This is a genomic window from Chloroflexus sp., from assembly GCF_034435895.1.
Lineage (GTDB): Bacteria > Chloroflexota > Chloroflexia > Chloroflexales > Chloroflexaceae > Chloroflexus.
In genome coordinates, this window is the sequence record NZ_DAOTWH010000009.1 from 1 (window position 1) to 13,178 (window position 13,178).

Here is a 13,178-nt window from a genome sequence, read left to right on the forward strand (position 1 = left end):
GGGCCGGTTGGCCCGCCACTTCTGGAGCGTGTGCCACCTCGAAGGCTGGGCGCATTATGTTGAACAGATGACAGTAACTGCTGGCTTTGAGGGGTACGATCCCCGGCTCACGGCGGCGGTGGCCGGCGAGGCCCTCCTGCGCGCCTGCCGGCTGGTCGTAGCGGTGGATCTGCACACCGGCGCGACCGATCTCGCCGCCGCCGCCGAGCGATTTCGCGCCGAGGCCGGGATCGATCCGCCGCTCGCTCTGCGCGAAGCGCGCCGGGCCGCGCTCGATCCGGGAGTCATCTGTTATACCGTGGGCCGCTTGGCGATGATCCGGCTGCGCGAACGGATGCACCAACGCTGGGGTGAACACTTTTCGTTGCGCCGGTTTCACGACGCCGTCCTGTCATTTGGCGCACCGCCCTTGCCGGTGCTCAGCCGGCTGCTGGCGGCGACCGATGTGTTATAATGCGCTTCTACAATCGCGTCTGGGGGACGGGCGCGCCCGCCGCGCCTGCCGGGGAGCCATGCGTGCCTGCGCGTCCATTTTTGAAGTGGGCTGGCGGTAAAAGCCAACTCTTGCCAGAGCTATCACGACGGATTCCCGAACGCTTTGGCCGCTATCACGAGCCGTTCGTGGGCGGCGGCGCCCTCTTCTTTCACCTCTGGAACCAAGGCCGCTTGCAGCAGGGCGCGATCTTGAGCGATGTGAACCCGGAGCTGATCGATTGTTACCGGGCCGTGCGCGACCAAGCCGAAGAGCTGATCGACCTGCTTCAGCGCCTGCGCCCGTATGCCACCGACCGCGATTTCTTCTACGAGATTCGCGGCTGGGATCGCCGGCCCGATTTCGCTCAGCGCCCGCTCGTCGAGCGCGCCGCCCGCACCATCTTCCTCAACCGCACCTGTTACAATGGCCTCTACCGCCTCAACAACAAAGGCCAATTCAACGCGCCCTTCGGCTACTACAAAAAACCGCTGATCGTCGATAGCGACAACCTGCGCGAAGTAAGCCGGGCCTTGCGCCACACCGAACTGCGCGTCGCCGACTTCGGCGCCGTGCTCGACCATGCCCAAGCGGGAGATTTCATCTACTTCGACCCGCCCTATGTCCCTGTTAGCCCTACTGCTTCGTTTACCAGCTACACCCGGCGCGGGTTCGACGAAGCCGAGCAGCGCCGGTTGGCCGTTGTTTTCCACCACCTCGCTGAGCGCGGCTGTTACGTGATGCTTTCCAATTCATCGACGACGCTGGCCCATCAATTATACGCCAATGCCTATGAGGTGGATGTAGTGCTGGCCAGCCGCAAAATCAACTGTGACGGCAAACGGCGCGGGCTGGTCGAAGAGTTGATCGCGTGCAGCTTTCCCACCAGTATTGTGGCGAGGTACGATCTCGCTCGCGATTGAGCGGCGCGTGCAGTGTTAAATATTTTCAGCGTCGTTTAACATCGCAGCAACGCATGAGATCAAGCAAAGATCTACCTCATGCACAATATTTGCACAAGCAAAACATTTGACGATTCGCCTATCTCTGTGCTACTATTCTCGAAGTTATCACGCACAGATCTTAATGGGTATGGTTACGCCTAAGCAACAAGACAAGCCCGTTGCGGGTAGCGGAGATCTGGCATGAAATTGCACGAATATCAGGCGCGCGACCTCTTGGCGCGCTACGGCATTCCAGTGACTGGTGGCGGCGTGGCGGTCACGCCCGCTGAGGCGCGCGCCATCGCCGAGCAGATCGGCGGGCCAGTGGTGGTGAAAGCGCAAGTGCATGTCGGTGGGCGCGGCAAGGCAGGCGGCGTCAAGTTGGCCCAAACCCCGGACGAGGCCGAGCATGTGGCCGGGCAAATCTTGGGCATGAACATCAAAGGGTTGACTGTCGAGAAGGTATTGGTCGCCGAAGCGGTCAGCTACGAGCGCGAGATCTATCTGTCGGCAATCCTCGATCGCGGCAGCAAGCGGATTACGATGATCGCCTCAGCCGAAGGCGGCGTCGAGATCGAAGAGGTCGCGAAGACGAATCCGGAAGCAATTATCAAGATTTCCGCCCACCCGACGATGGGCTTGCTTGATTTTCAAGCCCGCGAGCTGGCCTTCCGCATTGGGTTGCGCGACGGTAAGCAAGCGCGCCAATTCGCCCAGATCGCCAGCGCGCTGTACCGGGCCTTTGTCGAGAATGACGCTTCGCTGGCCGAGATCAACCCGCTGGTGGTGAAGGCCGATGGTAGCCTGCTCGCGCTCGACTCGAAAGTGCTCCTTGACGAGAGCGCCCTCTTCCGCCACCCCGAACTGGCGGCGCTCCGCGATCCCTCCGCCGACCCCGAAGCCGAACGGCGCGCGCGCGAGGCTGATATTACCTACATCAAGCTCGACGGCAACATCGGCTGTATGGTCAACGGCGCCGGGTTGGCCATGGCGACAATGGATGTGATCAAGCTGTCAGGCGGCGAGCCGGCCAATTTCCTCGACATCGGCGGCGGGGCCGGCAAAGAAAAGGTCAAAGCAGCGTTGCAGATCATTCTCTCTGACCCGAATGTTAAGGCGGTGTTGTTCAACATCTTTGGCGGCATCACTCGCGTCGATGAAGTCGCGCGTGGCATTCTCGCCGCTCTCGAAGAGGTGCCCACCGATGTGCCGATGGTGGCGCGGCTGGTCGGCACCAATGAAGAGGCCGGACGGGCATTGTTGGCCGGTTCCAAGCTGATCCCGGCGGCCACGCTGGCCGAAGGCGCACAGAAGGCAGTGGCGGCGGCCCGCGGCGAGTTGTAGGTCAGCCGTCTAGTTCGCGGCGCGCAGCGGCAATCAGCGCCCGTTCGCGACGATCGAGCGTCTCACGGGCGAGTTGGTCGAGCCGCCAGCGCCACTCGTCAATGATGGCGGCGGCGCGCGCACCCGCTGCCGCCCCCATCTCGGCTAGCCAAGCCCGATCGCGGGCCAGCAACGCCAGTTGCAACTCGACTTCGGTGTAGCGGCAGGCCACAAACGGCAACCGCTCCGCCCGTGCCGGCGGGTAATCAGTACCGGCGACGAGTTGCAGCGGTTCACATTTGAACAAACCGGCTAGCAGCGTGATGGTGCGCTCGCCGGGCATCGACAGCCCCAACTCGATGTGAGAGACGGCCACCCGCGAGATGGCCAGACGCTCAGCTAGATCCTGCTGCGTCCAGCCGAGGTTGGCGCGTAACCGGGCAATTCGTTGGCCAATCGGTTCTTCAGTAACGGTCATGGTAACTCACTTAGCAGACGCGATCCGCCAATCCGTTGTATAGTAGCATCGTTTGAGTCGCCATGGCACAGCAGCCGCCGGCGTGTCGCCCTGCTCATGTGAGAGGATAACAAACAATGGCTCCGAAACGCGCATTGATCACCGGCATTACCGGGCAAGACGGCAGCTATCTCGCCGAGTTTTTGCTTGCCAAAGGATATGAGGTGATCGGGATGGTGCGGCGCTCGAGCACCGTCAATTTCGAGCGAATTAAGCATATTCAAGATAAACTGACCCTTGTCAGCGGCGATTTGCTCGATGAGGTGTCACTGATTCAAATTTTGCACGAGCATCGCCCGCACGAAGTCTACAATCTCGCGGCGCAATCCTTCGTACAGACCTCGTGGCCGCAGCCGGTCTTTACCGGCGAAACCACCGCGTTGGGTGTGACCCGTTTGCTCGATGCGGTGCGGATTGTGGATCCCGACATCCGGTTTTATCAGGCGTCGAGCAGTGAAATGTTCGGCAAAGTGGTGGAGGTGCCGCAGAAAGAGACAACGCCATTCTACCCGCGCAGCCCCTATGGGGTCGCCAAGGTGTATGGGCACTGGATTACGGTAAACTATCGCGAAAGCTACGGGATGCACACCACTTCTGGCATCCTGTTTAACCACGAGAGTCCGCGGCGTGGGCTTGAGTTTGTCACTCGCAAGATTTCGTACGGTGTGGCGCGGATTAAGTTCGGGCTCGATGAGGAGCTACGATTGGGCAACCTTGAGGCTCGGCGCGATTGGGGGTTCGCCGGTGATTACGTCGAAGCGATGTGGCTGATGCTGCAACAGGATCAGCCCGACGACTACGTGATCGCCACCGGCGAAACGCATTCAGTCCGCGAGTTTTGCGAGTTGGCGTTTAGTTATGTCGGTCTTGACTATCGCGATTATGTGGTGGTCGACCAACGCTTTATGCGTCCAGCCGAAGTGGATCTGCTCATCGGCGATCCCTCCAAGGCCCGCCAGAAGCTTGGTTGGCAACCACGCACCTCGTTCCCCGAACTGGTGCAGATGATGGTCGAGGCTGACCTACGGTTAGTTAAGGAGCAGATGCGATGAATCAATCCGAGACTCGGCTGATCGAGGAAGGATGGGCGGCATTGGTTGAGCGTCTGGGACTGGCAAACGCGAGTCGTTTCGTGATGTTGCTCGATCGGCGCACCAGTGGCGCGCGCCAATACCTGCAGTCGTTGTGGGGCGTGAACCCGTTGCTGGCGCGCCGGCCCCAACCACCGATTACCAATCAGTCTGACGCCTAACTGCTCGCATCCGGTCTCTATGTGCCGCTCTGCCTTGATGATAGGCAGGGCGGTTTTTGTCTCAGCCACCGTTCCGCGCGCCTCCCGCTCGCCTGAAATCGCGCACCAGCAACCGCATCCGCCGCTGCCCGTTCCATTCATCCACTGCCAATTGATAGGCGAGATCAATCGTCGAGTGCCGCTGCAACGCTTCGGCCAAGTGGCCAAAGTGAAAGCCGATCGCCTCAAAGACGCTATTGCCGGCGCGCACCCGCATGCGCAGATGGGCGCCGTCGCTGGTCGGCTGCGGGTCGATGACGGTCACGTTGGGCGCCATCAAGATCGGCTGCGGGTTGCCTTGCCCAAACGGCTCCAGTTGCTGGATGCCGGCGTACAGCTCCCACGAGAGCTCGGTCAACGGCAACACCGCGTCAATCATCAGCCGCGGCGCCAGTTGGCCGTCACGCAAATATTGCCGGCTCAAGGCGAGCAATCGCTGTTCAAGCGCCGGAATCTGCGCGGTGGCAATCGTAAAGCCGGCTGCCGCAGCATGGCCGCCGTAGCGCACGAATAGGTCGGCGCATTGATCGAAGATATCGATAATACTGAAACCGGGGATCGAGCGGGCCGAACCGCGTGAGGTTTCACCGCCTTGCTCGATGACCACCACCGGGCGATGGTAGGTCTCGGCGATGCGAGCCGCAACCAATCCAATCACACCGGCGTTGAATTCAGGACTGGCGAGCACGATCAACGGTTGCTCAGCTCGCCCGCTCTGCGCGACCAACTCTTCGGCCCGCGCCTGCAACTGGCGGGTCAGCGCCTGCCGCTCGCGATTGGTGGCATTCAATTCGGCGGCTAACCCATTGGCAGTTTCCCGGTCACCGGCCAGCAACAACTCGTAGGCGCGGCGGGCGTCGGTCAGCCGTCCAGCGGCATTGAGGCGGGGGGCGAGCGCAAAAGCAATCGCGCCGCTGTCGATCAAGCCGGGTGCTAGCCCGGCGGCAGCCATCAGCGCGCGCACGCCGGGACGGGCCGTCTCGTTGATCGCGATCAGGCCAGCCCGCACTAATACCCGATTCTCGTCGAGCAATGGCCCCATATCGGCCACCGTGCCCAGTGCTACCAGATCGAGCATATCGCGTCCGCGCAAATTGGCCGGGCGCTTGCCGTAGCGCGCTAATGCCTGTACCAGCTTGAAAGCAATCCCAACCCCGACCAGACCTTTGAACGGGTAAGCGCAATCGGGTTGCTTGGGATTAACCACTGCCAACGCCGGCGGCAGCTCGGCAGGCGGATGGTGGTGGTCAGTGACGATGACATCAACCCCCGACCGATTCGCCTCAGCCACTTCGGCGTAGTTAGAGATTCCGCAGTCAACTGTGATTAGCAGGCGTACTCCATCAGCCGCCAACTGGCTAATCGCCAGATTGTTTAAGCCATACCCCTCGCGAGCGCGATGCGGAATGTACGGCCTAATCCGCCCGCCCATGGCGCCAAGCGCTTGGGTCAGCAACGCGACTGCCGTCACCCCATCAACATCAAAATCGCCATAGACCGCCACTAACTCACCGCGATCGATGGCCAAGGCGATCCGGGCTGCGGCCTCAGCCATGCCGCGCATGTGGAACGGATCGTGCAAGCCGGTAGCGTAATCGGCGGCGAGAAAGGCGCTAGCAGCGGCGGGATCATGCAACCCGCGTTGGTAAAGCAACGTCGCCAGCAACGGTGGCAGACCAAGACGTTCGCTAACATCGGCAGGCGCTGGCGGGTGAATCTCCCAGCGCTGGCGGCGAGCTGACATACGCATCACTCCTGTCGTGAGGGGCAGAGGGCAGGCGGCAAGTATTATACTCCGCTTTCGCTCTGCCAGTACGAACACCGTATTGGCACGAAATGATTGCCGGTTGGTAATATCACCGTCCTATTATGAATACCGCAGCGAATGCTGAATCGTTACACCCAGATTTTGATCCAATGACGTCACGTCTCGTCAAACTACTGCTTGTAAGCTGGATCATGATCGGTTGCGCCGCGCCGCCGCCGCCGCCAGCGTCGCCGCCCCCTGCGCTGCTCCGGATCCTCAACTGGGATACCTATATTGATCCTACATCACTCGATGCGTTTACTGGTGAAACCGGCATCGCCATTGTCTACCACACCTACAGCAATAACGAAGAGCTGTACAACCTGCTGACCACCGCCAACGAGCCGTACGATTTGGTGATCGTCAGCGATATACTCGTCGATCGACTGATCCGCGAGCAGCGGTTGGCCGTGCTGAATCGTGGACGGATCCCTAATTTAGCCAATCTTGATCCGGCATTTAATCGGATTGCAAGTGATCCGGTCAATCGCTTTTGCGTGCCATATCTGTGGGGTGTACTTGGCTTTGGCTACCGCCAATCAGCCCAGCGCCAACCGATTACCAGTTGGGATGATGTGTTCGATCCGGCCCGCAGCAACCGTGTGGTTATGATTGACGACCCTCGCTTTGGTCTCGGATTAGCCTTGATAAAGCTGGAATATAGCCCAAATACAAGTGATCCGTCCGCCATTGGCGCTGCTCGTGATTGGTTGCGCACCCATGCCGGACGCATTATTCGTTTTGCCGGCGATGATGGGCAAACCTTCTTAGCCAACGGCGAAGCCGATGTAGTGATCGAATGGAGTGGCGATATTCTTCAACTAGCAAGTATCGATCCTGACATCCGGTTTGAAATTCCGGCCGAGGGCGCAATCTTCGCGGCTGATAATATGTGCGTACTCGCCAATGCCGCTAACCACGCCGTCGCCGAGCAGTTTATCAATTTTCTCTTGACGGGTGAACACGGTGCGGCTTTAGCAAACAAGACCTGCTATATTTCCCCGAATCGCGCCGCCTTTGACCGTCTCGATAACGAACTGCAGCACTTAATCCAACGCTATCAGGCCCTTGAACAAGAGGGACGGTTATTCCGGTTAGTCGATGTTGACTCGGCAACGTACGAACTCTACCGTGCCGCTTGGGCGGAGGTACGACGATGATGGATCCGGCGCCTACATCGAACCGTCGTCTCAATATCCTGTTCTCTAGTGCAGTTGTCATTTCGTTGGTGGTGTCAATTGCTGGTTTATGGCTGCAACGATTCCTGCACCAACAAGCCATCCAGTCTATCCAGAACACATCAGCGGCTCGCGAGGCGGCTCTATCGCTCAACATTGCTCTGCTGACAGCACATCGCTATAATAGCGCCCTGCTTGAACTAGCGTACACCAATCAAGCTATCGAACCATTCACGATCGTTGCCTATACCGAAGCATTCCAAGCAGCGCGCCAAGCATTCGCCAAACTTGAGTCAATCAGCGCCGAAATGCCCGCCCTCAACCCATTCACGCAAGAATTGGGTCAGATCCTCAATACCTATCAAGCCACCCTTGCGCAGATCACGGCCCAGATCGAACAACGTCGCCGGATCGATGGTATCGAGCATCAACTTCGTGAAGCGCGTCGTACGTTGTGGTTAACGCTCGATCGGCACGAGAGCGCATTCCGTGAACGAGGTTTGCGGCTCGCGCTGGAAGAGCAAGCGTACCTGAGCACACGCCGGCAGGAATATGTTGATGGAGTGCGCATCCAGATTAATCAATTGCGAATGGTAGTCATGGACTTGCCTGAACCAGATAGGATCTTCCTCCAACAGCGGTTGACTGCCTATCTCAACACCTTCTTGCAACTGACCACACTTGATCGGGAATTGCAACAGTATGCCATTACCTTGCAGTATCACACCGACGACATGCTGCGCGCTATCGATGGGATTCAGCAAGTGATTGCAGCCGAACATGATCGCGCAGCGGCGACGCTCAATGTGGCGACGTGGGCCAATTATGGCGTGATCGGCTAGATGCTCGTCAGCAGTGCCGTGATCTTCGGCGCGCTGGCTTGGATCTTTAAGCGTAATATTACCCACCCGTTAGCAGAATTGACCTACGCGGCCAAACGGGTCGCTAATGGCTGGCGTGAGACGCCGATCCCGATTGTTGGCGCCGACGAGATCGGTGATCTGGCCCGCGCGCTTGCCCGGCTCACCAATGAATTGAACGAAACGATTGCCAAACTTGAAGATCGGGTCGCTCAGCGCACCATCCAACTGCAACGCGCCCTCGCCCACAACGAGGCCTTGCTCGCTCAGGAACGCCGGCGCAGCCGCTGCGAACAGATTCTGATTGATCTGAGCCTTGCCTTGAGTCATCTGAACGATGAAGCGGCGATCTATCGGTGCATAGTTGATACGTTGGCTACCGGCAAAGAACCCGATGATCGCATCGGTATCTACACTCGCGAAGCAGATGGGACGTTCTGGATCCCGCAAGTCACGCATGGCTACCGGCGCGATCCTTTACTCAAAGTAGTCGCGCCCAAGGGCCTCGAACAGGCGCATACCAACCCGTGCTATATCGCCGATCTAAGCGCCTATTCATTTCAGAATTTACCCAGCCTGCAAGGATCGGCGGTGGCAGCGACGATCCTGTTGTATCAGCAAGATTATGCCCTGTTGATCCTGTATCGCCCGCAACCCAACGCATTTATCGACGACGAAATCGCCTATGTAGGAATTGCCGCGCGCTTGGCCGGACAGGCGCTGACTCGAGTGCGATTGGTGGAGTCGTTGCAACAAGCCAAAGAGGCCGCCGAAACCATCAATCGTGAGCGAAGCGCCTTTCTGGCCCGCCTCGACCACGATGTGCGCAACCCGCTCAACACGATAATTGCGATAGGCGAAATGTTGCGCGAGGCGCTCACTGATCGCCCGGCAGCTTCTGAAGATGCCGGCACAATTGCCCGCGCTGGCCGGCGTTTGCTGAGCCGGCTCAATATTCTGCTCGATAGCGCCAAGATCGAGGCGGGAATGCTTACCTTACAACCCGAACCGTTCTCGCTCGATACCTTGCTGGATGATGTGCTGAGCGAGATCGGGCCACTGATTCGCCATAACCACAACCGGCTCGAAATTGAACGACCGGCGAATTTGGGCTTGATCGTCGCCGATCTGAACCGGCTGCGCCATGTGTTGATCCATCCGCTGCGCTTTGCCGCCGCCACGACTCGGCATGGCGTTATCACGGTGCAAGTGCAGCGACAAACGGCTGACGCGCAACGTGATGTGCTAGCGGTCACCATCAGCGATACCGGCGCCACCCTAAACGAACAGCACCTTAAAGCTTTGCTCACACCATTCGCGCTCCCCTCCACCGAGTTGCGTCGCGTCGATGAGGGGCACAAGGGTTAGCGTTGAGTCGCCAGTTGTGCGAGTTGATGGGTGGTTCACTGGCCGTCTATCCACGTATGCCAGCCGGGATCAGTTTCACGATCCACATACCGATCGTGCTATCACGTGAACCTACGTTGTGCAAACGAACTATTGGCTGCAACCTGATATCGTGTTGGTGGCAGCCATCGAAGACCGCATCCTACAAAACGCACTTGAACAAGTGGGTTGGCAGGTGCAACGGGCATCATCATTGGCCGAAGCAATTGCTCACGTGCGCAGGCCGCCATCCGCGTTGCTTATTGATACCACGCACGAACGCGCATCAGTAGAAGCAATGCTGCTTACCGCCGGTTGGGATGCTGTCCCTGTGATCTGGCTGTACCATACTGATAGCGGCGAGTGCGCAATGCCCTGCGTGCGGTGGCCGGGTGAGGTGGAGGCCGTGATTCGTACGGTGAAGATGGTGCTGTCACGACCCCAACCGGCGTCAAATGCCATTTTGCTGATTGAAGACGATACACCAACTCGCTTGATGATCCGGCGCGCGTTGGAGAGCGAAGGGTGGGATGTAATAGAAGCTGGCGATGGCGCTGCCGGAAAAACGATCTGGCTTAGTGCGAAGCCAGCGCTGGTGATTCTTGATTTGATTCTGCCTGATGGCGATGGGTTAGACCTTTTGCACCATGTACGGCAAACAATGACCACTCCGGTTGTGGTGGTTACTGCCAAACCGCTCCATCACGATGAGCTGAGTGTATTGACCAACATCGGCGCAACTGTGTTGCAAAAGGGTCGCTACCGGCGCAGCGATTTGATCGCCGTGGTGCGTGCCTTGGCGAAATGAGCGGAAGCCAAGGCACGGACGGTACAGGCTCGACCTGTTCGGGTAATGATTAGGGCGGGTTGCACACCCACCCTGAGTCGCGTCTCACGCGACTGAACCACCTACCGCCGCACAATCAGGCTTTGCCCGGTCATATCGGCCGCCGGCGGCAAGCCCAACAGCTCCAGTAGCGTCGGCGCCACGTCGGCCAACCGCCCGCCGCTGCGCAGGCTCACGTCGTCTTTACCATAGCCGGGGCCGCCAATCAAAAAGCAGGGCGCGGGGTTGGTCGTGTGGGCCGTATGCGGGCCACCCGTTTCCGGATCGATCATCTGCTCGGCGTTGCCGTGGTCGGCAATTACCAGCGCTACCCCGCCGCGTGCCAAAATCGCCGGCGCCACCTTCGCTAACCCGGCATCGACCGCTTCACACGCCTTGATCACCGCCGGAATGTTGCCGGTATGGCCTACCATATCCGGGTTGGCATAATTGACCACGATGAAATCGTACTGGTCGCTCTCAATCGCCTGCAAGAGCGCCTCGGTCACTTCCGGCGCGCTCATTTCCGGCTTGAGGTCGTAGGTAGCGACTTTCGGCGAGGGAATGAGCTGGCGATCCTCGCCAGGGAACGGCTCTTCGATCCCGCCGTTGAGAAAGAAGGTGACGTGCGGGTACTTCTCGGTTTCGGCAATGTGGAATTGGCGCAACCCAGCTTGGCTGATCACCGCCGCTAGCGGGCTCGTGACGTACCGCGGCGGGAAGGCGATCAATACCGGCAATCCCTCTTCGTATTGGGTCATCGTCACGAAACACAGATCGCGCAATTGCCGGTCACGCTGCCAAATCTGCGGCGGCAACGGCTGGCCCTCGGCTTTTTGCCGCTCGTAATGCTGGCGAATGCGCTCGTTGAGGTCTGGATCAACGAAGGCGCGGGTCAACTGGCGGCCCCGGTCGGGGCGGAAGTTGGTGAAGATCACCGCATCGCCGTCGCGCACGGTAGCGATGGGAGCGCCATCAGCACCGGCGATCACCGTCGGCAAGACAAACTCATCGCTGACATCCTTCGCATACGAGGCTTCAATCGCCGCCCGCGCCGAGGGCGCCTGCTCGCCGACGCCATCAACCAATGCTGCATACGCCTTGCCGGTGCGCTCCCAGCGCTTGTCGCGATCCATCGCGTAGTAGCGACCTGACACCGTCGCGATTGTGCCTACGCCGAGCCGGTTGATCACCCCTTCCAGCGTATCGAGAAAACCCAGCGCACTGCGCGGCAACACATCGCGCCCATCGAGGAAGAGGTGCAGGTAGACGCGGTGCAGTTGGTGGCGGTGAGCCAACTCGAGCAAGGCATGCAGGTGATCCTCGTGGGCATGGACGCCGCCGGGGCCGAACAGACCCATCAGATGCAGGGCCGAGTCGCGTTGCTTGACATGCTCGATCGCCTGCAATAAGGCCGGATTGGTAAAGAAATCGCCGTCGGTGATCGCTTTGCTAATACGGGTTAGCTCTTGATAGACAACAAAACCGGCGCCGATATTGAGATGGCCGACTTCCGAGTTGCCGATTTGCCCTGCGGGCAACCCCACATCTAACCCCGAAGCTCCCAGCGTGGTGAAGGGGCAGGTCGCCATCCACGCATCAACGTGCGGCGTATCAGCCAGATCAGCCGCATTGCCGGGGCCGGGAGGCGCAACCCCCCAGCCATCCATAATAATCAACACCACCGGACGGGGACGAGTCATACGGTTTTTCTCCTTATCCAAGCCCAAAGGCTACTTGCGCGATTCGCCATGCCGCCAGCAGGCCAAGCAGCGCCGCGCCTAAGAGCGGAACAACGGTGAAGAGGATGCTCCAGATCCGTTCGCCCACTGGCGGATTGGCACTCACAAACCCGCGCACGAGTTCGCGCTGCACCGCTTGCCAACCACCCCAGAGGGTCGCAATCGCTAATGCGGCAAAGACCAGCGCCGCACCCAACGCAATCAGTGAACCGAGCAGCGCCATACGTTTCTCCTTGTCTGCGAACCGCCTAATCACCTTATCGGAATGAAATCGCAATTATTCCACCACCCACCGCCCCGGATTGAGAATTCCTGCCGGATCCCACCGCTGGCGCAATGCGCGCATCAGATTGATCGTTGGCGGCGGCCCCCAGCGATCGATCCCGGCAGGGCCGCGCTCAACCACAGCGTAACCATCCATCCCGGCAAGGGTTTGGCGGAGGGCGGGCAAGTGCAGCGCTGCTGCTGCCGGCCAGCCCCCAACCATCAAGCCAAGACCGGGGAAGACGGTGAGGTGGGATGGGGCCAGCGCCGTCACTGCATCAACGGCGACGGCCAGCATTCGCTCAGGCACGCCAATGCGCAGCACAAGAGCATCGTCCGGCGTGGATGGCACTGCCCACAGTTCACGATCATCGATGCTGAGCGCGACCTCCTCAGCTCGATCACAAGCGGCGATCGCCAACCCCAGTTGGCGATCGACAGCTGCGGCGACGCCGGCAAACCGAACCGCCAGCGTGACCGTCTCAGCCACCGTGATGGCCAACGCGACCGGTTGCGCCGGCGGTTGCCGGATGGCGGCGGCGGCGTGCAGCGCCGCGGCAGGGGTGGC

Annotated in this window: 14 protein-coding genes; 9 read left to right on the forward strand and 5 right to left on the reverse strand. The window is 59.7% G+C overall.

Annotation, left to right across the window (positions count from 1 at the left end; translation table 11 throughout):
- From U9R81_RS00595 to sucC, 3 genes are all read left to right on the forward strand, one after another.
- The coding region (locus U9R81_RS00595; RefSeq protein WP_322493606.1) for a DUF885 family protein at positions 1 to 454 on the forward strand (454 nt) is incomplete at its 5' end.
- A gap of 62 nt (positions 455 to 516) precedes the next feature.
- Positions 517 to 1,395: a DNA adenine methylase gene (locus U9R81_RS00600; RefSeq protein WP_322493607.1), complete on the forward strand. Its 879-nt coding sequence runs from the start codon at positions 517 to 519 to the stop codon at positions 1,393 to 1,395.
- Positions 1,396 to 1,617: 222 nt separating this feature from the next.
- On the forward strand, positions 1,618 to 2,760 hold the full coding sequence (gene sucC / locus U9R81_RS00605; RefSeq protein WP_322493608.1) for an ADP-forming succinate--CoA ligase subunit beta: 1,143 nt from the start codon (positions 1,618 to 1,620) through the stop codon (positions 2,758 to 2,760).
- Between the two features lies 1 nt (position 2,761).
- Here the strand turns inward: sucC and U9R81_RS00610 are convergent, their stop codons facing one another.
- Positions 2,762 to 3,217 carry a helix-turn-helix transcriptional regulator gene (locus U9R81_RS00610; RefSeq protein WP_322493609.1) on the reverse strand — a complete coding sequence of 152 codons (456 nt, stop codon included), beginning with the start codon at positions 3,215 to 3,217 and terminating at the stop codon, positions 2,762 to 2,764.
- A gap of 116 nt (positions 3,218 to 3,333) precedes the next feature.
- Here U9R81_RS00610 and gmd point away from each other — a divergent pair, with 116 nt between their 5' ends.
- Both gmd and U9R81_RS00620 read left to right on the forward strand, forming a co-directional pair.
- Positions 3,334 to 4,308, forward strand: a complete 975-nt coding sequence (gene gmd, locus U9R81_RS00615) for a GDP-mannose 4,6-dehydratase (protein ID WP_322493610.1) — start codon at positions 3,334 to 3,336, stop codon at positions 4,306 to 4,308.
- On the forward strand, positions 4,305 to 4,508 hold the full coding sequence (locus tag U9R81_RS00620) for a hypothetical protein (protein WP_322493611.1): 204 nt from the start codon (positions 4,305 to 4,307) through the stop codon (positions 4,506 to 4,508). The genes gmd and U9R81_RS00620 overlap by 4 nt, the downstream gene beginning before the upstream one ends.
- 61 nt (positions 4,509 to 4,569) lie before the next feature.
- Here the strand turns inward: U9R81_RS00620 and recJ are convergent, their stop codons facing one another.
- Positions 4,570 to 6,291: a single-stranded-DNA-specific exonuclease RecJ gene (gene recJ / locus U9R81_RS00625; protein ID WP_322493612.1), complete on the reverse strand. Its 1,722-nt coding sequence runs from the start codon at positions 6,289 to 6,291 to the stop codon at positions 4,570 to 4,572.
- 173 nt (positions 6,292 to 6,464) lie between these two features.
- Here recJ and U9R81_RS00630 point away from each other — a divergent pair, with 173 nt between their 5' ends.
- From U9R81_RS00630 to U9R81_RS00645, 4 genes are all read left to right on the forward strand, one after another.
- Complete coding sequence (locus tag U9R81_RS00630; protein WP_322493613.1) at positions 6,465 to 7,514, forward strand: spermidine/putrescine ABC transporter substrate-binding protein; 1,050 nt, start codon at positions 6,465 to 6,467, stop codon at positions 7,512 to 7,514.
- Positions 7,511 to 8,374, forward strand: coding sequence for a hypothetical protein (locus U9R81_RS00635; protein ID WP_322493614.1), 864 nt, complete (start codon positions 7,511 to 7,513; stop codon positions 8,372 to 8,374). Before U9R81_RS00630 ends, U9R81_RS00635 begins: the two co-directional genes overlap by 4 nt.
- Entirely contained in the window at positions 8,375 to 9,760 is a 1,386-nt protein-coding gene (locus U9R81_RS00640; RefSeq protein WP_322493615.1) for a HAMP domain-containing protein, read from the forward strand. It abuts the gene before it with no gap.
- A 118-nt stretch (positions 9,761 to 9,878) separates the two neighbouring features.
- Positions 9,879 to 10,586 carry a response regulator gene (locus U9R81_RS00645; protein WP_322493616.1) on the forward strand — a complete coding sequence of 236 codons (708 nt, stop codon included), beginning with the start codon at positions 9,879 to 9,881 and terminating at the stop codon, positions 10,584 to 10,586.
- Positions 10,587 to 10,687: 101 nt separating this feature from the next.
- Here the strand turns inward: U9R81_RS00645 and gpmI are convergent, their stop codons facing one another.
- The 3 genes from gpmI to U9R81_RS00660 all read right to left on the reverse strand — a co-directional run.
- A complete protein-coding gene (gpmI, locus tag U9R81_RS00650) occupies positions 10,688 to 12,307 on the reverse strand; it encodes a 2,3-bisphosphoglycerate-independent phosphoglycerate mutase (protein WP_322493617.1) in 1,620 nt (539 codons plus the stop codon).
- Between the two features lie 13 nt (positions 12,308 to 12,320).
- Positions 12,321 to 12,569, reverse strand: a complete 249-nt coding sequence (locus tag U9R81_RS00655; protein ID WP_322493618.1) for a hypothetical protein — start codon at positions 12,567 to 12,569, stop codon at positions 12,321 to 12,323.
- Between the two features lie 54 nt (positions 12,570 to 12,623).
- Positions 12,624 to 13,178 (reverse strand): FAD-linked oxidase C-terminal domain-containing protein (locus U9R81_RS00660; protein ID WP_416180922.1); only part of this gene is annotated, 555 nt, incomplete at its 5' end.